The sequence below is a fragment of the Kitasatospora sp. NPDC051702 genome (assembly GCF_040681575.1).
GTDB lineage: Bacteria > Actinomycetota > Actinomycetes > Streptomycetales > Streptomycetaceae > Kitasatospora.
In genome coordinates this window covers 1-25,235 of the sequence record NZ_JBFAZB010000038.1, presented here as the reverse complement: position 1 = coordinate 25,235, position 25,235 = coordinate 1, and the positions used below count along the sequence as shown (strand labels likewise).

Below are 25,235 nucleotides of genomic sequence, written 5' to 3'. Positions count from 1 at the left end.
CGCGCCGCGGCGCCGGGCCGCTCAGACCGCCACGACGGCGACGGAGTCCGCCGCGAGCCGGACCGCGGAGCCGTCGAGCCGGGCCGGTCCGAAGGCCGCGACGACCTCCCGCCCGGCCGCCCCCAGCGGCACCGCGGCCTCGGCGGTGCCGAGGTTGACCGCGATCCGGTACGGCCCGCGGTGCACCACCAGCCAGCGCGTCGCCTCGTCGTGGGTGACCCGGACGGCGCCGAGGTCCGGGTCGGACAGTTCCGGACGGTCGCGCCGCAGCGCGATCAACGTCCGGTACCAGTCGAGGAGTTCGGAGTGCGGCGCGCGCCGGGGTTCGGTCCAGTCGAGGACGGAGCGCAGTACCGTGGCGGGCTCCTGAGGGTCCGGGACGGCCTCGGCGGCCCAGCCGTGCTCGGCGAACTCCCGCCGCCGGCCCTGCCGGACGGCCTCGGCGAGCTGCGGGTCGGTGTGGTCGGTGAAGTACTGCCAGGGGGTGGCCGCGCCCCACTCCTCGCCCATGAACAGCATCGGGGTGAACGGCGAGGTGAGCACGAGGGCGGCGCCGCAGGCGAGCCGGCCGGGCGGGAGGGCGCTGGAGAGGCGGTCGCCCAGCGCCCGGTTGCCGATCTGGTCGTGGGTCTGGAGGTAGCCGAGCAGCCGGTGCCCGCCCTCGGGCGGGAAGGGCCGGCCGTGGTGGCGGCCGCGGAAGCTCGACCAGGTGCCGTCGTGGAAGTAGCCCCTGGTGAGGGTCTTGGCAACGGCGGCGAGCGGCCGGCGGGCGAAGTCGCCGTAGTATCCCTGGGATTCGCCGGTGAGCGCGCAGTGCAGGGCGTGGTGGAGGTCGTCGCTCCACTGGGCGGTGAGGCCGTGGCCGCCGTGTTCGCGGGCGGCGGTGGTGCGCGGGCTGTTGAGGTCGGACTCGGCGATCAGGAACAGCGGGCGGTTGGTGGCGACGGCCAGCCTGTCGACCTCGTGGGAGAGTTCCTCGAGGAAGTGGACGGCGCGGTCGTCGGCGAGGGCGTGCACGGCGTCCAGCCGCAGGCCGTCGATCCGGTAGTCGCGCAGCCAGGCCAGGGCGCTGCCGATCAGGTAGCGGCGCACCTCGTCGGAGCCGGGGGCGTCCAGGTTGACCGCCGCCCCCCAGGGCGTGTGGTGCCGCTCGGTGAAGTACGGCCCGTAGGCGGGCAGGTGGTTGCCGGACGGGCCGAGGTGGTTGTGGACGACGTCCAGGACCACGCCGAGGCCCTTGCGGTGGGCGGCGTCGACGAAGCGCTTCAGCCCCTCGGGCCCGCCGTAGGGCTCGTGCACGGCCCACGGCGCGACCCCGTCGTAGCCCCAGCCGTGCCGGCCGGGGAACGGGCAGACCGGCATCAGCTCGACGAAGTCGACGCCCAACCCGACGAGGTGGTCGAGGTGTTCGGCGGCGGCCTCGAAGGTGCCGCGGGCGGTGAAGGTGCCGATGTGCAGCTCGTACAGCACCGCTCCGGGCAGCGGGCGGCCGCGCCAGCCCGTCCGGGACCAGTGGAACGCGGCGTGGTCGACCCGGCGGCTGGGGCCGTCGGGGCCGTGCGGCTGCCGGGGCGAGCGGGGGTCGGGCCGCGGCGGACCGCCGTCGAGGCGGAAGGCGTAGTCGCCGTCCGGCGCCTCGCCGGACCACCAGCCGTCGCGGTCCGCGTCGGGCGCCAGCGGGTGGTCCGTGCCGTCGACCCGGACGTCGACGCGGTCGGTGGCGAAGGGGGCCCAGACCTCGTACTGGTTCACGCGCTCTCCGTCGGGTCGGTGGTCGCGGTGGAGGCCGCCCCGGGCGCGGCGGGCCGGGTCAGCAGCGCCACCGGGTGGGCGGCCAGCAGCTCGGCGACCGGGACCGGCCCGGCCGGGTGGGGCCGGCCGGTCAGCCGGTCCGTCCAGGGACCGCCCGCCGGCAGCTCCAGGGCGGTGGTGCGCCAGCCGCCGGAGCGCTCCAGCCCGTACGGGAGCCGGGTGACGGCGGTGATCACGTCCTCGCCGCGGGCGAAGGCGAGCAGGTGGTCGGCGGCGGGCCCGGTGGCGGCCAGCGGCCGGTAGCGGCCGAGCGGGCGGGCGCGGCGCAGGTGCAGGGCGGTGGTGGTGAGGTGCAGCTTCTCGCGGGCGAGGTCGCCGGGGCGGGGGGTGGCCGAGTCGGTGAGCCGGACGGCGAGCGCGCCGAGGTCGACGGCGCGCCGGTTGTCCGGGTCGACGAGGGTGTACAGCGGCTCCTCGCTGCCCTGGTAGAGGTCGGGCACGCCGGGGACGGTGAGGTGCAGCAGCGCGGCGGAGAGCGTGTTGGCGCGGGCGTACGGGGCGATGGCGTGCACCTTGCCCTCGATCCGGGGGAGCAGCCCGGCGTTGGCGTACACGGCGCGGGCGCGGGCCTCGACGTCCTGCTCGTAGCGGGGGTCGGGGGCGGTCCAGGAGGTGCGCAGCTTGGCCTCGCGGGCGGCCTTGAGCAGGGCGGCGACCAGCCGGTCGGGGTCGATCGGCCAGGCCGCGACGAGGGTGTGCCAGAGCAGCCAGTCGCCGTCCCGGTCGGGGCCGGGCCCGGCGGCGGTGGACCAGGCGGCGGCCTCGGCCGCCCAGGCCCCGGGCTGCTCGGCGAGGACGGCGAGGCGGGCGCGGGCGTCGGCGCTGCGCTTGGTGTCGTGGGTGGACAGCACCGTCATACTGCCCGGCCAGTGCTGTTCCAGGTCGCGGCACCAGGCGTGGAAGTCGGCCGGGCGCAGCCCCGGCCGGGCGGGTTCGCCGCCGACCTCGTTGAGGCCGGGCAACGCGTTCCAGCGGTAGAACGCGGTGTCCTCGACGCCCTTGGCCGCCACCGCGGCGGCGGTCTGCGCGAAGCGCTCGCAGAACTCGTCGTGCTCGGGCCCGCGGCCGGCCGTGCCGAGGGCCAGCGCGGCGACCAGCCGGTCGGTCGGGTCGGCCGAGCCGTCCAGCGCGGCCCGCAGCCCGGCCTCGGCGGCCGCCGGGACGGGCTCTCCGGGCCGCGCGTAGGGCCGGTACCCGGGGTAGCCGGTGAGCAGCCGGCGCACGGAGTCGCGCAGCTGCCAGGGTGCGTGGTCGGCGTGCGCCGGGTCGGCGGCGCCGATCCGCAGCGCGGTGCGCACCAGCCGGTCGACCTCGGCGGCCAGCTCGCCCCGCGGGCCGGTCATGTCGGCCCGGCCGCGCCGGGCGGCGGCGACGGCCGGGTGCGGGTCGGCGCAGGGTTCGCCGGCGGCGGTGGTGTCGGCGGCGCCGCTGACGAAGGCGGGGTAGGCCCCGGCCAGCCGGCAGGCGCCCGCGTGGTCGGTGAGCACGCCGTCGATGCGGCGCAGCGCGTCGTAGCCGGTGGTGCCCGCGCAGGGCCAGTCGGCGGGCAGCCGTTCGTCGCCGGTGAGGATCTTCTCGACCACGGTGTAGGCCCCGCCGGTGGCCTCGGCGAGGCGGCGCAGGTAGCCGCGCGGGTCGGCGAGTCCGTCGGGGTGGTCGATCCGGAAGCCGTCCAGGACGCCGTCGGCGTGCAGCCGCAGCAGGACGGCGTGGGTGGCGGCGAAGACCTCGGGCTCCTCGACCCGGACGGCGATCAGCTCGTTGACGGTGAAGAACCGGCGGTAGTTGAGCTCGGTGCGGGCCAGCCGCCACCAGGCGAGCCGGTACCACTGGCGGGCGAGCAGCTCGGGCAGGGGCAGGCCCTCGGTGCCGGGGCGCAGCGGCAGCTCGTGGTCGTGGTAGCGCAGCACCGGGCCGTCGACGGCCAGCTGGTCCAGGACGGCGCCGAGCCGGTCGCCGAGCAGCGGCAGCAGCACCCGGCCGCGCCCGGGGGCGTCGGCGGGGCCGGGCTGGGCGGTCCAGTCGATGTCGAACCAGGGCGCGTAGGGGGAGTCGGGGCCGTCCCGCAGCACCTCCCAGAGCGGCCGGTTGAGCCGTTCGGGGACGGGCACGGCCATGTGGTTGGGGACGACGTCGGCGATCAGCCGCAGGCCGTGCCGGTGGGCGGCGGCGGCCAGCGCGCGCAGTGCGCCCTCGCCGCCGAGCTGTTCGCTGATCCGGCCGTGGTCGACGGTGTCGTAGCCGTGGGTGGAGCCGGGGGCGGCCTCCAGCAGCGGGGACAGGTGCAGGTGGGAGACGCCGAGGGCGGCGAGGTAGGGGACGGCGGCGGTGGCGTCGTGCAGGGTGAAGCCGGGCTGGAGCTGGAGCCGGTAGGTGGACGTCGGGACGGTGGCGGCCGGGCGGGGCTGCGCGGGCTCGGCGGCGGAGGTCATAGGTCCATGAGTACCCGGGGGAGCCCGCCGCCAAGACCCGTTGCTGACCCGAACAGGTGACCGGGCCCGGTCACGCGGGCCGCTGCAGCACCATCAGCGAGCGGTCGGTGAGCCACAGGGTGTCGCCGGCCTTGACCCGGGCGCCGGTGCCCGGGGCGGGCAGCCGGGGCTGCGCGGTGTCGACCACCACCTGCCACTCCTGCCCGTGGTCGGCGGGGACGGTGAACTCCAGCGGTTCGAAGTGCGCGTTGAACATCAGCAGGAAGGAGTCGTCGACGATCCGCCCGCCGCGCCGGTCGGGTTCGGAGATGGCGTAGCCGTTGAGGAAGACGGTCAGCGACTTGGCGTAGCTGGCGCCCCAGTTGCGCTTGGTCATCTCCTCCCCGCCGGGGGTGAACCAGGCGATGTCGGTGAGGTCGTCGTGCCCGCCGGTGGTGGCGGGCGCCCCCGCGCCCGGCCGGCCGGAGACGGGGCGCCCGTGGAAGAAGCGCCGCCGGCGGAACACCGGGTGGTCGCGCCGCAGCCAGATCATGCCCTGGGTGAACTCCAGCAGCCGGGCCTGCGGGCCGTCGTCCTGCGGCCAGTGCACCCAGGAGATCTCGTTGTCCTGGCAGTAGGTGTTGTTGTTGCCCTGCTGGGTGCGGCCGAGCTCGTCGCCGTGGGAGAGCATCGGCACGCCCTGGGAGAGCATCAGGGTGGCGATGAAGTTGCGCTGCTGGCGGGCTCTGAGGTCCTCGACGGCAGGGTCGGTGCTGGGGCCCTCGGTGCCGCAGTTCCAGGAGCGGTTGAAGGACTCGCCGTCGCGGTTGTCCTCGCCGTTGGCCTGGTTGCGCTTGTCGTTGTAGGAGACCAGGTCGCGCAGGGTGAAGCCGTCGTGGCAGGTGACGAAGTTGATGGAGGCGATGGGGCGGCGGCCGTCGTCCTGGTAGAGGTCGGAGGAGCCGGTGAGGCGGGAGCCGAACTCGGCGAGGGTGGCGTTCTCGCCGCGCCACAGGTCGCGCACGGTGTCGCGGTACATGCCGTTCCACTCCGTCCACAGCGGCGGGAAGTTGCCGACCTGGTAGCCGCCCTCGCCGAGGTCCCAGGGCTCGGCGATCAGCTTGGCCTGGGAGACCACCGGGTCCTGCTGGACGAGGTCGAAGAAGGAGGAGAGCCGGTCGACCTCGTGGAACTGCCGTGCCAGGGTGGCGGCGAGGTCGAAGCGGAAGCCGTCGACGTGCATCTCGGTGACCCAGTAGCGCAGCGAGTCCATGATCAGCTGGAGCACGTGCGGGCTGCGCATCAGCAGGCTGTTGCCGGTGCCGGTGGTGTCCTCGTAGAAGCGCTGGTCCCGGGCGAGACGGTAGTAGGAGACGTTGTCCAGGCCGCGCAGCGAGAGCGTCGGCCCGAGGTGGTTGCCCTCGGCGGTGTGGTTGTAGACGACGTCCAGGATCACCTCGATCCCGGCCGCGTGCAGCGCCTTGACCATCGACTTGAACTCCTGCACCTGCTGGCCGCGGTCGCCGTTGGAGGAGTACGAGGAGTGCGGGGCGAAGAAGCCGATGGTGTTGTAGCCCCAGTAGTTGGACAGGCCCAGGTCGCGCAGCCGGTGGTCGCGGACGAACTGGTGCACCGGCATCAGCTCGATCGCGGTGACGCCGAGCTTGGCCAGGTGCTCGATCACCGCCGGGTGGGCCAGGCCGGCGTAGGTGCCGCGGATCTCCTCGGGGATGCCCGGGTGCAGCTGGGTGAGGCCCTTGACGTGGGCCTCGTAGATGACGGTGCGGTGGTAGTCGGTGCGCGGCGGGTGGTCGGTGCCCCAGTCGAAGTACGGGTTGATGACCACCGAGTGCATGGTGTGCGGGGCCGAGTCGAGGTCGTTGCGGCGCTCGGGGGCGCCGAAGTGGTAGCCGTAGACGGCCTCGTCCCAGTCGATGGTGCCGCTCATCGCCTTGGCGTACGGGTCCAGCAGCAGTTTGGCGCTGTTGTGCCGCAGGCCCAGGCCGGGGTTGTAGGGGCCGTGGACGCGGAAGCCGTAGCGCTGGCCCGGCTGCACGCCGGGGAGGTAGGCGTGCCGGACGAAGGCGTCCGTCTCGCGCAGTTCGACGGCGGTCTCCGAGCCGTCCTCGCCGATCAGGCACAGCTCGATGCGGTCGGCGCTCTCGGAGAACACCGCGAAGTTGGTGCCGGCCCCGTCGTAGGTGGCACCGAGGGGGTAGGGCTTACCCGGCCAGACCTGCATGAGTCCTCAACTTCCTTGCCGCTGACTGAAACTGACAGGTAGTCCGACAATCTGCCCCGGACCCGGACGCTCTCTTCCCGGCCGGGCGGCCGGGCATGTGCGGCGCCCGTGCGCCGTGACGCACGGCACAGTGCGCATACTCCCCGAGCCTTCCCCCGGCGGCCGGGACATGTGATCCCGGTTCGCCCGAACGGGTGTCCGGCGGCCATTCCTGTGAAGAGTGGGCCTGGTGGTGGCCCCGGGCCCGGTGGGCCATCCGGCTGCGCACCGCTCGCGGCGGGCAGTACCCTTGATCGTCCGGCCGCCCCGGGCCGGTGGCGGTCCATCAGCCGATCGGGGCCAGAAGGCAGCAGCAGACCAGATGAGGTGGCGCATGGTGTTCCCCGCCGGCGGCCGCGGCTCGGAGCCCGGCGGCCCCGACCGGGGCGGCGCCCGCAGCGAGGCGCCCACGGTCGTCATGCGCCCCACCTCCACCGGCCGCGCCCTGGTGCCCGCCCAGGGCGGCCCGGTCGAGGTCCCCGCCCTCGCCTGGTCCGTCGCCGAGTGGGAGGACGCCTACCAGCGGGTACGGCTGTCCGGCCGCGCCTACGTCTGGCTCAACCTCGTCGAACAGCGGCTGCGCTCCCTCGTCGACGAGGTCCTGCACCCCATCTACGCCCCCGCCCACGGCGAGGACTGGGTCACCGCGGCCGCCGGCCCCGCCGGCGAGGAGTGGGCCCACCGGGCCGGCGCCGTCCGCGAGATCAGCCGCCGCAAGGGCTACCTGCTCGACCCGGCCGACGACGACCCGCTGGTCTTCCTCACCCTGCCCCAGCTGCGCGAGCTGATGGTCCAGCACTGGCCCTGCTTCGAGCCCTACCTGGCCGACCGGCGCGAGATCGAACTCGCCCTGGACGAGCTGGAGGTGGCCCGGCACGTGGTCTCCCGCAACCGGGTGCTCACCCCGACCGTCCTCGCCCAGACCGAACGCGCCGCCGCCCGCCTGCTCGCCGTCCTCGACGGCGGCGCCGGCGGGGTGCCCGCCGACGTCGTCGAGTCCCTCGTCGCCGGCCGCTACGCCGACGTCGTCGCCGTCCACGCCGACCGGGTCCGCCTCCAGCGCGACCTGCCCGTCGAGGACCTCCTGGACGGCGCCCGGCGGCTCGACGCGCTCGGCATCGGCCTCGGCATGCTCTGCCAGAACTACACCGGCAAACGGCTCGTCCGGCTGGCCGGCGAGGGCTGCCGGGTCCGGCTGCTCTTCCTCAACCCGGCGAGCAGCGCCGTCCGCCGGCGCGAACGCGAACTCGGCCTCGGGCGCAACGAGTTGTCCCGGTCCATCGAGATGAACATCATGCACGTGCGCCGGGTCCGGGCCCGGCTGCGCGACCAGGGCGGCTTCGAGATCCGGGTCTTCGACGAGACCCCGCGCTTCACCGCCTACCTGGTCGAGGGCCCGCGCCCGGCCGGCCAGATCGGCGGCCGCCGCCAGACCCGCGACCTCGGCGTCATCCAGCCCTACCTGCGCCGCTCCCGCGGCATGGAGTCCCCCGCCCTGGTCCTGCGCGGCGGCGCCGGCCAGCAGCCCGGCGGCACCGAGGCGGGGCTGCTGGAGGTCTACCGCGAGGAGTTCGAGGGCGTCTGGGGCGACTCCCGGCCCGTCTCCTGAGGACGCCGCCCGCCGGGTGGCCCCCGGTCGGGGCGGTGCGGGCCGTGGTGGGCGGAGCCCCCGTGCCGATCACGGGGGACGACGGCGGCGCACCGCGTCTCGAGGACGTGCACCGCCCCTGAGGAACCGGCCCGGCGGCCGTCCACGCGCTCAGGGGCCCCACGCGGCCTCCGCCCCGTCCACGGTGGTGTCGGCCGCTGCGGCCTCGGTGTGCGAGTGCGTGGTCCGGGGCGCGCGGTCGCCCGTGCGGTCGTGTGCCCAACCACACCGTGCGTCGCCGCCGTTGGGGCCCCCGGACGCGGTCCGGGGCCGGCCGCGGCCGCTCGTGCGCCGCCCCCGCCGGACCGGCCGCGGCCCCACCCAGCGGCCGGGTTGTCGGTGGGGCGGGTGATGATAGGGGCTGATTCGAGCGGCCGGACGGAAGGACACACCCCTATGAGCTGGTGGCAGCAGCCACTGGTCGGCTTCGACCTGGAGACCACGGGCACCGACCCGGCCGTGGACCGCATCGTCACGGCCGCGCTCGTGGACACCGTCGGGGCCCGCCGGGTGGGGGCCGCGCACTGGCTGCTCGATCCCGGGGTCCCGATCCCGGCGGAAGCGGAGGCGATCCACGGCATCGGCGACGACGTGGCCCGCGGCAAGGGCCGGCCGGCCGCGGAGGCGGTGGAGGAGATAGCCGCCGCGCTCTGCGAGCGGCTCGCCGCCGGGCACCCGGTGGTCGCCTTCAACGCCCCCTTCGACTTGTCGCTGCTCGACGCCGAGCTGCGCCGGCACGGGCTGACGCCGCTCGCGGAGCGCCTCGGCGGGCCGGTCGGCCCGGTGCTGGACGCCCTGGTCGTCGACCGCGCCGTGGACAGGTACCGCAAGGGCTCGCGCACCCTGCAGCGGGTCTGCGAGGTGTACGGCGTGGAGCTGACCGACGCGCACGAGGCCGGCAGCGACGCGCTGGCCGCCGTCCGGGTCGCGGTCGCGCTCGCCGAGCGCTACCGCGCCGAGGTCGGCGACGTCCCGGCGGCCGAGCTGCACCAGCGGCAGATCGGCTGGTACCGGGAGTGGGCCGAGGGCCTGCAGGAGTGGCTGCGCCGCGGCAAGGACCCACAGGCCGTGGTGGATCCGCGGTGGCCGATGAGATGACCGCCGCCGCCGGAGCGCGCGGGCGGTGGTGCCGTCCGGGCCTCCGGGCCGAGTGGCCGATGGCCGAGTGGTCGGTCCGTGGTCCCCGTGCCCCGCGGCCGGGCCCGCCGCCGGAGGGCGCGCCGGGTGCGGGCCGGGCTCCGGCGTTGTTCCGCGCCGCGGTGGCCGGGCGCGGCGCGGCCGTCGGCTCCGCTAGGCGGCCGGGAAGTCGAAGGTGTAGCCCTGGGCCACCAGCCAGGGCAGCAGCTGCTTGAGCGCGGCGATGGTCTGGCTGCGGTCGCCGCCGCCGTCGTGCATCAGGATCACGCCGCCGGGCTTCAGCTGGTTCTGCACGGTGGAGACGATGGCGGGCACGCCGGGGCGCGACCAGTCGCGCGGGTCGACCGACCAGCCCAGCGAGGACATCCCCAGGCCCGCGGTGATCTGCTCGTTGTCGGCGTTGAACCCGCCGCCGGGGGCGCGGAACCAGGTCACCTGGGTGCCGGGGCCGCCGGCCTGGACGATCATGTCCTTGGCGGCGGAGATCTCGTAGGCGGCCTTGTCGTGGGGGAGCTTCGCGAACGGCTGCGGGTGGTGGACGCTGTGGTCGCAGAGCCGGTGGCCGGCCGCGAGGACGCGCTTGACCAGGGCCGGGTTGGCGGCGGCGTTCTGGCCGATCTCGCAGAAGGTGGCCTTGGCGTGGTACTGCGCGAGCAGGTCGAGGATCTGCCCGGTGGCGGGGCCGGGGCCGTCGTCGAAGGTGAGTGCCACGGTGCGGCCGCCGGAGGCGGTGGAGGACAGGACGGTGCCGGGCTTGGCGTGGCCGGGGGCCCCGGGCGCGGACGCGGTGGGGGCCGGCGGTGCGGGGGTGGCCGGGTGGGAGGAGTCGGCCGGCACGGCGGGGACGGCGCTGGGCGCTCCGGTCGCCGGTCCTGCCGGTGACCCCGTCGTCGATCCCGTCGTCGATCCGGTCGGGGAGCCCGTCGGGGATCCGGCCGGGGTGCCCGGCTGCTTGGACGTGCGCGGCTTCGGGGTGGCCGGCGGGGCGGCGGGGGAGCCGGCCACGGCGTCGGAGCCGGGGGTGGGCGCGATGGTCCCGGCCGGGGTCCCGGTCGGCGCGCCGGTGTCCGGGGTGATGGTGATCGGCGGCCGGGTGGCCGGGCTGCCGCCGGCCTGCGACTGGAGCGCCCCGTTCGCGGTGCCGCACGCGGCCAGGCCCAGGGCGGCGGCCACCACGACGCAGCCCGCGAACAGCCGCCGGCGGCGGGCCGTGCGGGTCGGGAGGGTGGCTTCGCGGGGGGCGGGCTGGGGCATGGCGGCGGCTCCGGTTGGCGCAGAGGGGTGCATGGACGGGGGCCGATCCCTCGGTCAGGATGACTGTCCGATAGGACGCCGATCGTACGTGCCCCGGTTGCGCGCCGGACCGGACCGCCGTAGGAGTCTTCTCACACCGGCCCGGGTTGGCACCCCACCCGTCCGGCGGTTATCCGGCGCCCCTCGCGCCCCGTCCGCCCCCGCGTCAGAAGGGGTACCAGCGCACCCCGGTGGCCCCCTCCCGCAGCGACTCGACCCGGCGCCGGAACTCCGCCAGCGCGGCCGGGTTCCCGGGCGCCTGCTGGGCGACCCAGGAGGCGCTGGCCGTCTCCCGCGCCCCGCGCAGCACCGCGAAGCCGGGCCAGTCCCGCACGTCCCAGCCGTACGCCGCGGTGAACGCCCGGTACTCCTCCCCGGGCACGCCGTACCGGTCGTGGCTGAGCGCGAGGACCACCAGGTCGTGCTCCCGCAGGTCGTGCGAGACGGTCTCCAGGTCGAGCAGGACGGGCCCGTCCGGGCCGACGTGGACGTTGCGCGGCAGCGCGTCGCCGTGGATCACCCCGGGCTGCAGGTGCGGGGAGAGGTCGGGGAGGGCGGCGGCGAAGGCGTCCCGGCGGCGGCGCAGGAAGTCGACGTCGGCCGGATCGACGTGGCCCTCGGCGCCGGCGAGCCAGCGCTCGACCGGGGCCAGCAGGTCGCGCCGGCCGAGCGGCAGCGGAGGCGCCGGGAGCCGGTGCAGGGCGCGCAGCAGCGGGGCGAGGTCCGCGGGCCGGGCGGGTCGCACGGCGGGGGCGAGCCGGTACCAGAAGGTGACCGGATGGCCGTCGGCGAGCTGCGGCCCGGGCGGGAGCTCCCGGTGGGGGCGCACCACCGGGACGCCCTGCCCGGCGAGCCAGTGGGCGACGGCGAGTTCGCGCCGCGCCCGCTCCTGCAGCTCGGGGCCGCGGCCGACCTTGGCGACGACGGCCGGGTCGCCGAGGTCGAAGACCGCGTTCTCGCCGAGCGCGAGCAGCCGGGCGTCGTCGGGGCCGGGCAGGCCGGCGGACGCGCAGGCCCGGGCGAGCAGCAGCCGGGCGCGGCCCTCGTCGAAGGGGATCATGGGGTGCTCCGTTGTGCCGGCGTTCATCCGGAGGCCTCCGGGTCGTGATCATCATGACGCACCGGTGCCGGGCCCCGCGGGCTGCGGGGTCCGGCACCGGTGCGTGGCGGCCGGCGGGCCGGCGCGGGTGGTACGGGTGGTACGGCGGCGGGACGGGCGGGACGGGCGCCGGGGCTCAGACCTCGATCCGGCGGTGCCGCGCGCCCTGCGGGGCCGGGGCGGGCAGCCCGCCGTCCGGCGCGGGGCCGGAGCCGGGACCGACCGGTGGGGCGGACCCGAACGGCGCGGTGGAACCGCCGTGCGGGGTGTCGCCGGCACCGGCCGGCGGGGCCGCCTCGCCGTGCGAGAGGTCCGGCAGCCAGTGCAGGCAGCGCGGCAGGTACCAGTTGCGCTCGCCGAGCAGGCTCATCACGGAGGGCAGCAGCACGGCCCGGATCACCGTCGCGTCGATCAGGACGGCGACGGCGAGGCCGACGCCCATCTGCTTCATCGCCTGCATGGAGAGCGTGCCGAAGACCGCGAACACCGCCACCATGATCACCGCGGCGCTGGTGACCACCCCGGCCGTGGAGCGGATGCCGTGGGCGATCGCGGCCCGGGTGGGCAGGCCGCGGTCGCGGCCCTCCTTGATCCGGGAGACCACGAACACGTGGTAGTCCATCGAGAGGCCGAAGAGGATCACGAAGAGGAACAGCGGCACCCAGGACTCGACCGCCCCGACCCCGGCGGTGCCCAGCAGCGAGGCGCCCACGCCGTGCTGGAAGACCAGGGTCAGCACCCCGTACGCGGCGCCCACCGAGAGCAGGTTGAGCACGACGGCGGTGGCGGCGACGGCCAGCGAGCGGAAGGAGGTGAGCATCAGCAGGAAGGCGAAGGCGACCACGAAGCCGAACACCAGCGGCATCGAGCCGGTCATCCGGGCGTTGAAGTCGTACGAGCCGGCGGTCTGCCCGGTGACCGGGGCCTCGGTGCCGGGCACCCGCAGGACGGTGGCCGGCACCAGGTCCTCGCGCAGGGTCCGCAGCGCCTCGTTGCTGGTGGCGTCGTTGCCGGTGCCGTTGAGCGGGACGTCGACGGTGGCGATGCCGTGCTCCGCGTGCACGGTGACGTCCACCGGTCCGTGCATCCGGCCGCTGGCCAGGGCCCGCGCCCTGAGGTCGGCCAGGGCGGCGGTCATCGCGGGGGAGGTGATGTCGGCGGCCTTGACGACGACGGTCGCGGGGGAGGGGCTGCCGGGGAAGGCGGCCTCGATCCGCTGCGCCGCGGTCACCAGGGCGTTGCCGCGGGGCAGTTGCTGCTGGAAGGTCAGGTTGGCGGTGTGCATGGTGAGCAGCGGCGCGGCCAGCGCGAGCAGGAAGGCGCCGGAGAGCAGGGTGGCGGCGAGCGGGCGGCGCAGCACGGGGGTCAGCACGGCGTTCCAGAACCGGCCGCCGGTGTGCGCGGTGTCCCGGCGGCGGAGCCTGCCGAGCAGCGGCACCCGGCCGCGCTCGACCCTGTCGCCGAGCAGGGAGAGCAGGGCGGGCAGCACGGTGAGCGAGCCGAGCACGGCGGTGACGACGACCACGATGGTGGCGAAGGCCATGGCCCGGAAGTCGGCGATCCCGGTGAGGAACATGCCGGCCATGGCGACGACCACGGTGACACCGGAGACCAGCACGGCCCGGCCGCTGGTGGCGGCGGCGACGGCCAGCGCGGTGTGCGGGTCGCGGCCGGCGGCCCGTTCCTCGCGTTCGCGGCGCAGGTAGAACAGGCAGTAGTCGACGCCTACGGCGAGGCCGACCAGCAGCATGACCGAGCTGGCGTCGTTGCTGGTGTGCAGCAGGCCGCTGGTCAGCGCGACCAGTCCGCCGGCCGCGACGAAGGCGGTGAGCGCGAGCACCACCGGCAGCACGGCGGCGACCAGGGCGCCGAAGGCGACCAGCAGGATGCCGAGGGCGAGCGGCACGGCCGTCCACTCGGCGCGCGCGAAGTCGTCGGCGAACTGGTCCTGGATCCACTTGCCGGAGCTGGCGTCGCCGAGCTCGACGACGGTGAGGTCGGGGTGCTGCCGCTGCACGGCCGCGACGGCGTCCAGGACGGCGGGGACGTCGGCGAGCGCCCGGTCGTGGTCGCCGTCGAGCGTGAGCTGGACGAGGACGGAACGGCCGTCCGCGGAGACCGCCCCGGTGTCGGCGGGGGAGCGGACCGCGGTGACCTTGCCGGTGGCCCGGACGGCGCTCGTCACCTGGTCGACGACGGCCCGGAAGCCGGGGTCGTCGGCCTTGCGGGTGGCGCTCTGGACCAGGACGTTCTCGGTGGCGGGGCTCTTGAGGCCGGCCTCGTCGAGGAGCCTGGCGGCGCGGGAGACCTGGCCGGGCATGGCCTCGGACTCGGTGACCTGCGTGCTGCCGTGCAGTCCGCCGAGGACGGCGGCGAGCACGACGAAGAGCAGCCAGCCGAAGACGGCGGTCTTCCTGTGCCGGGCGCTCCAGGCGCCGATGGCGGCGGCCGTGCCGGATCTGGTCGTCATGGTGGGTCCCCCCGGGGAGTGCGGCGGTCGTCGCCGGCGCGGTGGTGCCGGACCGGCCCGTGGTGGCCGCCGGATCGCGGGCGCCGGTGCGGTCCGGCGCCGCAACAGACAGTAGGGAAACGGCCGTTGACCAGGTATCCGGCTGGCGGGTGAGCCCGCCCGGGGGCCTTCCTCGGGGGCGGGGTGGGGTTTTCCCTACCGTCCTACCCTGATGTCTCCTCCCCGGGGGTAGGGGGTGGGATCCACCCTGAGGGGGAGCTGTCTCCACCCGGAGCACGAGGTCAAGAGGGGTCCGTTCGGGAGAGACTGGGTCGGGGCCGGTTCGGGGCGGCCCGACGGGGGTTGGAACACGGGGGCTCCTTGCCGGTCGGCAAGCACGTGCTCGTAGGATGACGCCCAGACCTACTTACCTGCCGACCGGCTAGGGAGCGTCGACGAGCGTCTCCCGCCGGTCCTGCCGTCGCCCGGCGTCCCGTCCCCCAAGGGCTGCGGTGAACCATGCCCAGGAGGCATCGAGCATGTTCCACCGACTAGGACAATTCGTCGTCCGCCGCGCGTGGTGGGTGATCATCGCGTGGGTGGTCGGGATGATCGCCGTCGTCGCCACGGCGCCGAAGGTCAGCTCCCAGACCGACGAGGCCGCCTTCCTCCCCAAGCACTACGAGTCCATCCAGGCCATGCAGGTGCAGGAGCGGGCCTTCCCGTCCGCCTTCACCCCGTCCGCGCTCGCCCTGTTCGAGCGCAGCGACGGTGGCGCGCTCACCGACGGCGACAAGGCCGCGATGGGCAAGCTCGTCGACGACATGACCGCCAAGAAGATCGACGGCGTCGCGAAGATCGTCCCGCCGAGCGACCAGTTCGGCTTCTCGCCGGACCGCAAGTACGCGATGGCCATGATCGAGGTCGACAAGGCCAAGCAGCAGGACCAGAACCAGATCGCGGACGTGGCCAAGGCCATCCGCGACGAGGGCAAGTCGCTCGCCGGCAGCACCGAGCTGAAGTTCCAGCTCGGCGGCCCCGCCGCGCAGGCCCTCGACCAGAAGGACGCCTCCGGCTCGGCCGAGGGCATCATCACCATGGCCACCCTGCTGCTGGTCATCCTGATCGTCGGCATCATCTTCCGCAGCGTCCTGGCCGGCCTGCTGCCGATCCTGGTCTCGCTGGTGGTCGCGCTGCCCGCCTCCATGGGCATGATCAACTACGCCACCAAGGCGTTCGACCTCAAGAGCACACCGGTGCTGATGGCGATCCTGATCGTCGTCGTGCTCGGCGTCGGCACCGACTACTTCCTGTTCCTCGCCTTCCGCTACCGCGAGCGGCTGCGGGCCGGCGACGACCGCAAGGACGCCGTGGTCAACGCGGTCGGCCGGGTCGGCGAGGCGATCGCCTCCGCCGCCGGCGCCGTCACCATCGCCTTCGCCGCGCTGATCCTCTCCAGCCTCGGCATGTTCCAGGCCCTCGGCCCGGCGCTGGCCATCGCGGTGGTCGTCACCGCCCTGGCCGCGCTCACCCTGGCCCCGGCGCTGCTCGCCGTCATCCCCGCCCGCGCCGTCTTCTGGCCCGGCAAGAAGTGGATGAACGAGCCGAGCACCGCGCGCTTCACCGCGCTCGGCCGTGTCGTCCAGAAGCGTCCGGCGCTGGTCGCCGCCTCCTCCGGCGCCGTCCTGATCGCCCTGTCCGTCGGCGCGCTGAGCTACAACGGCCTGTTCGACATGGCCGGCAGCTCCATGCCCAAGGACAAGGAGTCGATGGTCGTCCAGGACAAGATGGCCACCGGCTTCTCCGCCGGCGCCGCCGACCCGAGCCAGGTCTACCTGAGCAGCACCGGGGGCGCGAAGCTCGACCCGGCCTCCTTCCAGGCCTACGCCGACAAGCTCCAGGGCGTCACCGGGGTCTCCAAGGTCTACGTGCCGAGCGCCGAGGCCAAGAGCGTCAGCGCCGACGGCACCACCGCCCAGTTCACCGTCATGCTCAAGGACGCGCCCGCCAGCAACGAGGCGATCGACGCCGTCACCGCGCTGCGCGAGGTCGCCCACGGCCAGGCCCCGGCCGGCACCGAGGCCAAGGTCGCCGGCCTCACCTCGGTGTACAAGGACATCAACCTGGCGATGACCCACGACTACAAGCTGGTCTTCCCGATCGCCGGGCTGCTGATCCTGCTCATCCTGGCGCTCCAGCTGCGCAGCGTGGTCGCCCCCTGGTACCTGATGGCCTCGGTGGGCCTCGGCTTCAGCGCCACGCTGGGTGCCACCACGCTGCTCTTCCAGAAGATCGGCCACGAGACCGGCCTGATGTTCATGATGCCGATCCTGATCTACCTCTTCGTGGTGGCGATCGGGACGGACTACAACATCCTGATCATCGCCCGACTGCGCGAGGAGGCCCGCGAGGGCCGCAGCCCGCGCGAGGCGGCCCGCGAGGCGCTGCGCCACGGCGGTCCGACCGTCGCCGCGGCCGGGTTCATCCTGGCGGCCTCGTTCGGGACGTTCATGCTCGCGGGCAACACCTTCATGATGGAGTTCGGCTTCGCGATGGCCTTCGGCATCATCCTGGCGGCCTTCGTGATGGCGATGTTCTTCACCCCGTCGCTCACCGCGCTGATCGGCAACGCCGCGTGGTGGCCCGGTCACGGCGCGACCCCGGGCCACGGCCACGGCCAGGGCGGCCGCCCCGCTCCGGTGGCGGGCTCGCACGGTGTGCCGGAGCCGGCCGGCCGGCGCTGACCGGTTCGTCCGGAAACAGGCGGCGCCCCGCTTCGGCGGGGCGCCGCCTGCCCCTTTCCCGGCGCCGCCAAACGTGATCTGTCGGGCAGAAAAGTCCCCGGTCAATCGGGGTGCCGCCGTGCTACAGTCGACTCAGTTGCAGTTTTGGTTCCCATGAACGTATGTGTGCGCCTGCTGGTTCCAACCAACAGGCGCATTTGTTTTGTCCGGTGTTTCAGTCTCCGGATGGGGATCGCGGCTACTCCGGGGTCCACACGGTGTGGATCCCTGATGCCCCAGTTTTAGAGGAGACGGTTATGGCTACCGGCACCGTGAAGTGGTTCAACAGCGAGAAGGGCTTCGGCTTCATCGAGCAGGCCGAGGGTGGCCCGGACGTGTTCGCCCACTACTCGAACATCCAGGCGAACGGCTTCCGTGAGCTGCTCGAGGGCCAGCAGGTCGAGTTCGACGTGACCCAGGGCCAGAAGGGCCCGCAGGCCGAGAACATCCGCGTCATCGGCTGACGTCAGCCTCCGCGCTGACTCGCGATATCGCGAAGCGGGGGCCCGCACCACTCGGTGCGGGCCCTCGCCCATGCCGCCGTACGGCCGGGGCGGCGAACTCCAATCCGACGGCCGACCAGCCCCCGACACCGGGGCTGTAGACCTCCGGACGGAGACCCCTTGACCACCCCTGCCCACCCCCCGCGCGACCGCGCCGCCCGCACCGCCGACCGCGGTGCCGACCAGGCCCGCCGCACCGAGCGCCCGCGCCGCGGCGAGAACGCCGACCGCGCCCGCCGCGGCGACAACCCGCGCGCCACCGGCGCCGACCGCTCGCGCAAGCCGCGCAGCCGCGCCGGCGCCCCCCGCACCACCACGCCCGAGGCCGCCGACTTCACCGTCGTCGAGGGCACCCCGGCCCGGCCCCCGGCGGCCACCTTCGCCGAGCTCGAACTGCCCAAGGGCATCCTCGCCGCGCTCACCCGCGAAGGCGTCACCGAGCCCTTCCCGATCCAGGGCGCCACGCTGCCCGACTCGATCGCCGGCCGCGACGTGCTCGGCCGCGGCCGCACCGGTTCCGGCAAGACCCTCGCCTTCGGCCTGCCGCTGCTGGCCCGCACCGCCGGCAAGCGCGCCGTCGGCCGCTACCCGCTGGCGCTCGTTCTGGTCCCCACCCGCGAGCTGGCCCAGCAGGTCACCGAGGCGCTCACCCCGTACGCCACCGCCGTCAACCTGCGGATCACCACCGTCGTCGGCGGCATGTCCATCGGGCGGCAGTCCAACGCGGTGCGGCGCGGCACCGAGGTCCTGGTCGCCACCCCGGGCCGGCTGGACGACCTGATCGGCCGCGGTGACGTCAACCTCTCCGACGTCGCCGTCACCGTCCTCGACGAGGCCGACCAGATGGCCGACATGGGCTTCCTGCCACAGGTCAGCAAGCTGCTGGAGCAGGTCGCCGAGGGCGGGCAGCGGATGCTGTTCTCCGCGACCCTGGACCGCAACGTCGACCGCCTGGTCAAGCGCTTCCTCACCGACCCGGTGACCCACTCGGTCGACCCCTCGGCCGGCGCGGTCACCACCATGGACCACCACGTCCTCCAGCTGGACCCGGCCGACAAGGCGTCCACCACCGCGCACATCGCCTCCCGCGACGGCCGCGTGATCATGTTCGTGCACACCAAGCACGGCGCCGACCGGCTCGCCAAGCAGCTGCTCGCCAACGGCGTCAAGGCCGCGGCCCTGCACGGCGGCAAGTCCCAGCCGCAGCGCAACCGGGTCCTGGACCAGTTCCGCGACGGCAACGTCACCGCGCTGATCGCCACCAACGTCGCCGCGCGAGGCATCCACATCGAGGGCCTCGACCTCGTCGTCAACGTCGACCCTCCGGTCGACCACAAGGACTACCTGCACCGCGGCGGCCGCACCGCCCGGGCCGGCGAGTCCGGCACCGTCGTCACCCTCGTGCTGCCCGAGCAGCGCCGCGAGGTCAACCGGCTGATGACGGTCGCGGGCATCCGCCCCACCGTCACCAAGGTCCGCCCCGGCGACGCCGACCTCGCCAAGATCACCGGCGCCCGCACCCCCAGCGGCGTCGCGGTCACCCTCGCCGTCCCGGTCGTCGCCGCCCCTGCGGCCGACAAGCCCGCCGAGGGCCGGACCGGCGCCCCGCGCCGCCGCGCCGGCAAGCGCTCCGGGCTGCCCACCGACGTCGACATGAACGGCAACCCGCGCCGCCCCCGCCCCAAGCAGCGGATGGGCGCCGCCGCCCAGGGCGACCGCCCGCAGGCCGCCGGGTTCATCGGCCGCTCCTCCGGCCGCGCCAAGCCCGGCAGCGGCGCCAAGAGCGGCTCCAACTACGGCACCGGCCGCCAGCGGCGCAAGTTCGACTGACGCAGCCCGTGGACGGACACCGGCCCGGCACCCCCGCAGTACGGGGGTGCCGGGCCGGTGGCGTTCCGGCGGGGCGGTGCCGGTGCCCGCGCGGGGTGCCGGTGCCGGCGCCGGTGCGGGTGGCAGTGCCCGCGCGGGTGGCGGCGGTGCCCGCGCCCACGAACGACCCGCCGACCGGCGCCCGTCCGGGCCGCCCCCGCCGGAAACCGCCGGTCGCCGCACCGCGGCCGCTCAGCAGCGGTGCGACCGGCAGTTCCGGCGAGCTGCCGGTTGACGCCCGGTACCGCTTCCCCGAGGCTTCACGAGCCCCGCACATTCCGCACGGAACTGTCACGGGCCAAGCCGAACAAGCCGACTGACGAACAGTCATCCACGAAGGGGACCGGTTCCATGCGCCGCACCACCGCCCTGCTCGCCTCCTCCCTGATCGCCGGCGCCGCCGCGCTCTTCGCTCCGGCCACCGCCGCCCAGGCGGCCCCGTCCTGCACGGTCTACGCCGGCCCGTGGAACGCCGTCGGCACCTGCACCGGCCTCGACCCGATGCAGACCTGGGCCGTCACGGCCAGCTGTCAGTACTGGAACGCCGACCACACCATGCAGCTCTTCCGCCCGGCCTTCGGCGGCTTCGGGATGGGCGACGGCAGCGTCTCGGCGAGCTGCATGGTCGGCGACGCCGTCTGGTTCCCGCGCGTCGTCCTCGGCGCCACGCCCCCCGCCGGTCCGACCGGCCAGATCACCGGCTACGCGAGCAAGTGCGTGGACGTGAAGGGCGCGAACGCCGGCAACGGCACCCCCGTGCAGATCTACGACTGCAACGGCAGCGTCGCCCAGAAGTGGCGGATCGGCGTCGACGGCACCGTCCGCGCCCTCGGCAAGTGCCTGGACATCAAGGGCGGCGGCACCGGCAACGCCACCCTCGCCCAGCTCTACGACTGCAACGGCACCGGCGCCCAGCAGTGGCAGGCCCGCCCCGACGGCTCGCTCCTCAACCCGCAGTCCGGCCGCTGCCTGGACGACCTCGGGTTCTCCACCACCAACGGCAACCAGCTGGGCATCTGGGACTGCAACGGCGCCGCCAACCAGAAGTGGAACCTGCCCGTCTGATCCGGGCGCCCCGCGCGGGGCGGCGCGGCCGACGCTCCTGCGGCCCCTCCGGGGAGCCGTCGGCCGCACCGCCTCAGGGGCGCTCCGCCGCCGCGCGGTAGCGGCCCGGGGTGAGCCCCGCGTGCCGCTTGAAGGCGTGCGAGAACGCGAACGGCGAGCCGTAGCCGACCTTCCGCGCCACGGCCGGCAGCGGCTGGTCGGTCTCGCGCAGCAGCCGCGCCGCCGTGGTCATCCGCCACCACGTCAGATAGCCGATGGGCGGCTGCCCGGTGAGCGCGGTGAACCTGCGGGCCAGCGTCGCCCGCGACAGCCCGACCCGGGCCGCCAGGTCCTCCACCCGCCAGGGCCGGGTCAGGTCGGAGTGGATCGCCTCCAACGCGGCCGCCACCTCGCGGTCCCGCAGTGCCAGCGGCCACCCCTCCTGCACGTTCCCGTCGAGCCAGGCCCGCACCAGGTACACCAGCAGCAGGTCGAGCAGCCCCGAGACCGCCGCGTCCCGGCCCGGCCGGGCCCCGGAGGCCTCCGCGGCCAGCAGCTCGATCGCCGCGCGCAGCTCCGGGTGGCGGCCGAGCCGGGCCGGGACGTGCACCACCTCCGGCAGGCCGGCCAGCACCGGGTGCGCGCGGGTGCGGTCCAGCCGGTACTTGCCGCACAGGAAGTCGGCGGCGCCGTCCGGGGCGTCCGCCCCGTCGACGAGCGTGCCGAACGGCGCCGGGCCCGTGACCCGCGGCGAGTCGGACAGCGCGTGCGCGCCGCCGTGCGGCACCAGGACCGCGTCCCCCGCCTCCAGCCGGGTCGGCTCGCCGTGCTCGGGGACCAGCCAGCCGGCGCCGCGCAGCAGGACGTGGAACCCGGCCCCGTCGTAGGGCTCGAACCGCTGGCACCACGGCCCGAGGACCCGCAGCCGGTCGGAGGAGGGCCGCCCGGTGCGCATGGCCGCGATCGCGTCGCTCAGTACGTCCACCGGCTCATCGTACGGGCCGGGTGGCGAGACGATCGCGCAATCATACGAGCCGATCGGGCATCGGAACGCTCGCCCGCCCGACCTAACGTGGAGTCATGCAGACCTTCCACCTCGGCGAGATCGAGGTCACCAAGATCGTCGAACTCCAGGGCCCGTTCGCGCCCGCCCGCACCGTCGTCCCGGGCTCGCCCCCCGAGCTCTGGCGGGACAACGCCGCCTGGCTGGCCCCCGACCACTGGAACCCCGCGGACGACCACCTCGTCGGAGCGGTCCAGACCTGGATCCTGCACTGCGCCGACAAGGTCGTCCTCGTCGACACCGGCGTCGGCAACGACCGCGACCGGCCCCAGGCCCCGCTCTTCAGCGGCCTCGAGGGCGACTTCCTCGACCGGCTCGCCGCCGCCGGCGTCCGGCCTCAGGACGTGGACTTCGTCGTCAACACCCACGTCCACTACGACCACGTCGGCTGGAACACCCGGCTGGAGAACGGCGCGTGGACGCCGACGTTCCCCAACGCCACCTACCTGATCCCGCTCGCCGACCAGCGCCACTTCGACCCCCGCAACGCCCACCGGCGCCCCGCCGCCCGGAACGAGCAGGAGCGGGCCGCCCGGGCCGGCGACGAGCTCGTCTACACCGACAGCATCGCCCCCGTGCTCGGCCAGGCCGTGCTCTGGGAGGGCACCCACCGCATCGACGCCGCCCTCACCCTCGAGGCCGCCCCCGGCCACACCCCCGGATCCGCCGTCCTGCGGGTGCGGTCCGGGACGGACCGCGCCGTGTTCGTCGGCGACCTGATGCACAGCCCCGTGCAGATCCTCGACCCCAGCCACAGCAGCTGCTTCTGCGAGGCCCCGCAGCAGGCCGCCGCCACCCGGCGCAGCGTGCTCGAACGCGCCGCCGACGACCGCGAACTCGTCGTGCCCGCGCACTTCGCCGGCGCCGGCGCGGCCGAGGTCCGGCGCGAGGGCAGCCGCTTCGCGATCACCGGCTGGGCCCCGGCGGCCTGATCCGCGCCCGGGCCGGTGATGCCGCGGGCGGGTGGTCCAGCGGGTGGCCGGGTGGTCGAGCGGTCGGCCAGCCGGTCGGCCAGCCGTCCGGGCGGGTTCAGGCGGACAGCGCCGCCGGCGCCGGGACCGCCGCCCGCGCGGCCGCCCGCGCCCCGTCGTAGCGCTCCAGCAGCAGCTCCGCCACCTCGGGGGCGGCTCCCAGCACCCCGGCGACCAGGTCGGCACCCGCCGCGTCCGCCGCGATGCGGTCGGGCAGCAGCCCCGGTGCCAGCAGGTACGGCGAGACGGCGGTGCGCACGGCCCCGGCCGCGCGCAGGGCCGCCAGCGCCGCGGGCACGCGCGGACCGGAGGCCGAGGCGTACGCCACCTCGACGCCGGCCCAGCCCCGGGTGCGGCGCCACCGGTCGGCCACCGCGCGGGTCGCCGCGTCGGCCGCCGGGTCCGAGGAACCCGCGGCCGCCAGCACCAGTCCGGTCCGGGCCCGGACGGCCGCGGAGCCCACGTCCAGTCCCGCCTCGGCGAGCCGCCGCTCCAGGGCGGCGAGCAGCAGCGGGGAGGGCCCGAGCACGTCCGCCACCGGCAGCCCGGAACCGGCGGCCCGCAGCGCGCCCGGGACGTCGTGCTTGGCGTGGAAGGCCCGGTTGAGCAGCAGCGGGACCGCCACCGCCGCCCCGAGCCGCCCGACCACCTGGGGGATCCGCGGGGCGCAGTGGTCCAGGTAGGCGGTGGCGACCTCCAGGCCGGGCCGCCGCGCCCGCACCCGCTCGACGAGCGCGGCCACGGTCGCGGCGTGCCGCGGGTCGCGGCTACCGTGCGCGATCAGGAGCAGGGCGGGCGTCATCGGTCGTCACCTCACTTGGCGGCGGCCAGCAGGCCGCGGTTGCGCAGCACCCGGCGCTCGACCGGGGTGAACACCAGCAGTTCGATGGCGATGCCAACGAACAGGATCAGGACGATGCCGAGCAGCACCCCGGACATGTCGGAGAACTCGCGCTGGTTCTCCAGGTACCGGCCGAGGCCGAGGCCCAGGTCGGGGGAGGAGGCCACCAGCTCGGCGGCCATCAGCGAGCGCCAGGAGAAGGCCCAGCCCTGCTTGAGGCCGGCCAGGTAGCCGGGCAGCGCGGCCGGGATGAGCACGTGCCGGGCGCCGGTCAGGCCGGTGGCGCCGATGGTGCGGCCGGCCCGCAGGAACAGCGGCGGCACCTGGTCGATGCCGGCCACCAGGCCGTTGGCGATCGACGGGACGGCGCCGAGCAGGATCACCGCGTACATCATCCGGTCGTTGATGCCGAGCCAGATGACCGCGGCCGGCACCCAGGCGACCGAGGGCAGCGACTGCAGGCCCTGCAGCACCGGCCCGATCGCGGTGCGCACCGGGCGCACCCGGGCCACGACCAGCCCGATCGGGGTGCCGATGACGACGGCCAGCAGGAAGCCGGACAGGCCGCGCCAGACGCTGGTCCAGATGATGGAGAACAGGGTGCCCTGGTACCAGAGGTCCTGGGCGGAGTGCCACACGTCGGCCGGACTGGGCAGCTTGTAGGCGGAGGTGAGGTGCAGGCTGTACGCGCCCTGCCACAGTGCCAGCACCACCAGCACGCCGATCAGCGGCGGCAGTGCCTTGGCCCGCAGCGCCTCGCCGAGCGAGCCGCGCTGGGCGGAGACGGCGTCCAGGGCGTCGAGGCCGGCGCCGACGTCCGCGGTGTCGGTGGGGGCGGCCCGGTCGGCCGGGGTCCGGTCGGTCTTGTCCAGGACCGGAGTGGTGTCAGTGCTGGCCATGGCGACGGATCTCCCCACGCAGTTCTTCGGTGATCTCGATGGACAGGTCGGCGACGCCCGCGGACTCGATCCGGCGGGGTTGCGGCAGGTCGATCCGCCACTCGCGGGCGACCCGGCCCGGGCGGGAGGAGAGCAGCACGACGCGCTGGGCGAGCCGCACCGCCTCGCGCACGTTGTGGGTGACGAACAGGACGGACAGCTGCCGTTCGGCCCAGATCCGGGTGATCTCGTCGTGCAGCACGTCGCGGGTGATGGCGTCGAGCGCGGCGAAGGGCTCGTCCATCAGCAGCACCTTGCTGCCCTGGGCGAGGGCGCGGGCCATCGCGACGCGCTGGCGCATGCCGCCGGACAGCTCGTGCACCCGCTTGCCGTAGGAGCCCTTGAGGCGGACGAGTTCCAGCAGGCGCTCGGCCTCGGCGCGGCGTTCGGCGCGCGGGACGCCGGCGAGCTTGAGGGCGAGCTCGATGTTGCGTCCGGCGGTGAGCCAGGGGAACAGCGCGTGCTCCTGGAACATCAGGGCCGGGCGGCCGCCAGGCACCTCGATGCTGCCCGCGGTGGGCCGGTCGAGGCCGGCCACCAGGTTGAGCAGGGTGGACTTGCCGCAGCCGGAGGCGCCGAGCAGGGTGACGAACTCGCCGGGCGCGACGTCGAGGGTGATGTCGTCCAGGACGGGGGTCTGCGCGCCAGGGCGGCCGAAGGACTTGTGCACGTGCGAGATCCGGACGGCGGGCGTGTCGACGGGGGCGTCGGTGCCGGCGGCGTCCGCCGAGGTGGTCAGTGCCGGGGTCATCCGGGCACCTCCTGCGTGAGTGGTCTGGCGGGTTCGGGGCCGGGGCCCGGCCCCGCCCGTCCCGGTGGGCATCGATCGTGGATCGACCGGGCGGGCGGGGGTCCGGACCGCGGAGTCGGGGAGCGGGACTCGGTGCTGCCCGGCGCTACTTGGCGCCGAGCCCGGCGTCCGCCACGGGGCTCTGGCCCTTCTCCTTGAGCACCTTGTTGAGCAGGGTGAGGTCGTAGATGCCGTTCAGGTTCGGCTTCTTGAGGAGGCCGGCGGTGACGGCGTGGTCGGCTTCGGCCTGGAGGGTGCCGGCGAGGGGGTCGTCGAGGAAGTCGATGTCGGCCCAGGCGGGGT

Annotated in this window: 17 protein-coding genes and 1 pseudogene; 7 read left to right on the top strand and 11 right to left on the bottom strand. The window is 74.9% G+C overall.

Annotated features, from left to right (window positions below; all coding sequences use genetic code 11):
* Nucleotides 1–21 precede the first annotated feature (21 nt).
* The 3 genes from treZ to glgX form a co-directional block, all read right to left on the bottom strand.
* Nucleotides 22–1,752 (bottom strand): malto-oligosyltrehalose trehalohydrolase, encoded by a 1,731-nt coding sequence (gene treZ, locus AB0N04_RS27150; protein ID WP_360212376.1) that lies wholly within the window; start codon nt 1,750–1,752, stop codon nt 22–24.
* Nucleotides 1,749–4,244 (bottom strand): malto-oligosyltrehalose synthase, encoded by a 2,496-nt coding sequence (gene treY, locus AB0N04_RS27145; protein WP_360212374.1) that lies wholly within the window; start codon nt 4,242–4,244, stop codon nt 1,749–1,751. Before treY ends, treZ begins: the two co-directional genes overlap by 4 nt.
* Nucleotides 4,245–4,314: 70 nt before the next feature.
* Nucleotides 4,315–6,465 (bottom strand): glycogen debranching protein GlgX, encoded by a 2,151-nt coding sequence (gene glgX, locus AB0N04_RS27140; RefSeq protein ID WP_360212372.1) that lies wholly within the window; start codon nt 6,463–6,465, stop codon nt 4,315–4,317.
* 373 nt (nt 6,466–6,838) lie between these two features.
* Between glgX and AB0N04_RS27135 the strand changes: the two genes are divergently transcribed.
* Nucleotides 6,839–8,113, top strand: coding sequence for an SAV2148 family HEPN domain-containing protein (locus AB0N04_RS27135; RefSeq protein WP_360212370.1), 1,275 nt, complete (start codon nt 6,839–6,841; stop codon nt 8,111–8,113).
* A gap of 435 nt (nt 8,114–8,548) precedes the next feature.
* Entirely contained in the window at nt 8,549–9,250 is a 702-nt protein-coding gene (locus AB0N04_RS27130; protein WP_360212368.1) for an exonuclease domain-containing protein, read from the top strand.
* A 192-nt stretch (nt 9,251–9,442) separates the two neighbouring features.
* Here the strand turns inward: AB0N04_RS27130 and AB0N04_RS27125 are convergent, their stop codons facing one another.
* From AB0N04_RS27125 to AB0N04_RS27115, 3 genes are all read right to left on the bottom strand, one after another.
* Nucleotides 9,443–10,543 carry a polysaccharide deacetylase family protein gene (locus AB0N04_RS27125; protein WP_360212366.1) on the bottom strand — a complete coding sequence of 367 codons (1,101 nt, stop codon included), beginning with the start codon at nt 10,541–10,543 and terminating at the stop codon, nt 9,443–9,445.
* 205 nt (nt 10,544–10,748) lie between these two features.
* Complete coding sequence (locus AB0N04_RS27120; protein WP_360212364.1) at nt 10,749–11,642, bottom strand: aminoglycoside phosphotransferase family protein; 894 nt, start codon at nt 11,640–11,642, stop codon at nt 10,749–10,751.
* Between the two features lie 175 nt (nt 11,643–11,817).
* Nucleotides 11,818–14,151 carry an MMPL family transporter gene (locus AB0N04_RS27115; protein ID WP_360212362.1) on the bottom strand — a complete coding sequence of 778 codons (2,334 nt, stop codon included), beginning with the start codon at nt 14,149–14,151 and terminating at the stop codon, nt 11,818–11,820.
* Between the two features lie 587 nt (nt 14,152–14,738).
* Between AB0N04_RS27115 and AB0N04_RS27110 the strand changes: the two genes are divergently transcribed.
* The 4 genes from AB0N04_RS27110 to AB0N04_RS27095 all read left to right on the top strand — a co-directional run bounded on the left by AB0N04_RS27110 (nt 14,739) and on the right by AB0N04_RS27095 (nt 20,350).
* Complete coding sequence (locus AB0N04_RS27110; protein WP_363365459.1) at nt 14,739–16,874, top strand: MMPL family transporter; 2,136 nt, start codon at nt 14,739–14,741, stop codon at nt 16,872–16,874.
* Between the two features lie 296 nt (nt 16,875–17,170).
* Nucleotides 17,171–17,377, top strand: a complete 207-nt coding sequence (locus tag AB0N04_RS27105) for a cold-shock protein (RefSeq protein ID WP_360212358.1) — start codon at nt 17,171–17,173, stop codon at nt 17,375–17,377.
* Between the two features lie 159 nt (nt 17,378–17,536).
* On the top strand, nt 17,537–19,246 hold the full coding sequence (locus tag AB0N04_RS27100; protein WP_360212357.1) for a DEAD/DEAH box helicase: 1,710 nt from the start codon (nt 17,537–17,539) through the stop codon (nt 19,244–19,246).
* 390 nt (nt 19,247–19,636) lie between these two features.
* Nucleotides 19,637–20,350 carry a ricin-type beta-trefoil lectin domain protein gene (locus AB0N04_RS27095; RefSeq protein ID WP_360212355.1) on the top strand — a complete coding sequence of 238 codons (714 nt, stop codon included), beginning with the start codon at nt 19,637–19,639 and terminating at the stop codon, nt 20,348–20,350.
* A gap of 73 nt (nt 20,351–20,423) precedes the next feature.
* Here the strand turns inward: AB0N04_RS27095 and AB0N04_RS27090 are convergent, their stop codons facing one another.
* A complete protein-coding gene (locus AB0N04_RS27090) occupies nt 20,424–21,314 on the bottom strand; it encodes an AraC family transcriptional regulator (RefSeq protein WP_360212353.1) in 891 nt (296 codons plus the stop codon).
* 95 nt (nt 21,315–21,409) lie between these two features.
* Here AB0N04_RS27090 and AB0N04_RS27085 point away from each other — a divergent pair, with 95 nt between their 5' ends.
* The gene (locus tag AB0N04_RS27085; RefSeq protein WP_360212351.1) at nt 21,410–22,324 is read left to right on the top strand and encodes an MBL fold metallo-hydrolase; all 915 of its coding nucleotides are present in this window, start codon (nt 21,410–21,412) and stop codon (nt 22,322–22,324) included.
* Nucleotides 22,325–22,421: 97 nt separating this feature from the next.
* On the opposite strand, the gene AB0N04_RS27080 is transcribed toward AB0N04_RS27085, so the two are convergent.
* The 4 genes and pseudogenes from AB0N04_RS27080 to AB0N04_RS27065 form a co-directional block, all read right to left on the bottom strand.
* Entirely contained in the window at nt 22,422–23,165 is a 744-nt protein-coding gene (locus AB0N04_RS27080) for a sirohydrochlorin chelatase (protein ID WP_360212349.1), read from the bottom strand.
* An 11-nt stretch (nt 23,166–23,176) separates the two neighbouring features.
* Nucleotides 23,177–24,103, bottom strand: coding sequence for an ABC transporter permease (locus AB0N04_RS27075; RefSeq protein WP_360212348.1), 927 nt, complete (start codon nt 24,101–24,103; stop codon nt 23,177–23,179).
* Nucleotides 24,090–24,893 (bottom strand): ABC transporter ATP-binding protein, encoded by an 804-nt coding sequence (locus AB0N04_RS27070; protein ID WP_360212346.1) that lies wholly within the window; start codon nt 24,891–24,893, stop codon nt 24,090–24,092. The genes AB0N04_RS27075 and AB0N04_RS27070 overlap by 14 nt, the downstream gene beginning before the upstream one ends.
* Before the next feature lie 145 nt (nt 24,894–25,038).
* Nucleotides 25,039–25,235 (bottom strand): annotated as a pseudogene (locus AB0N04_RS27065) (sulfate ABC transporter substrate-binding protein); the annotation flags it as partial.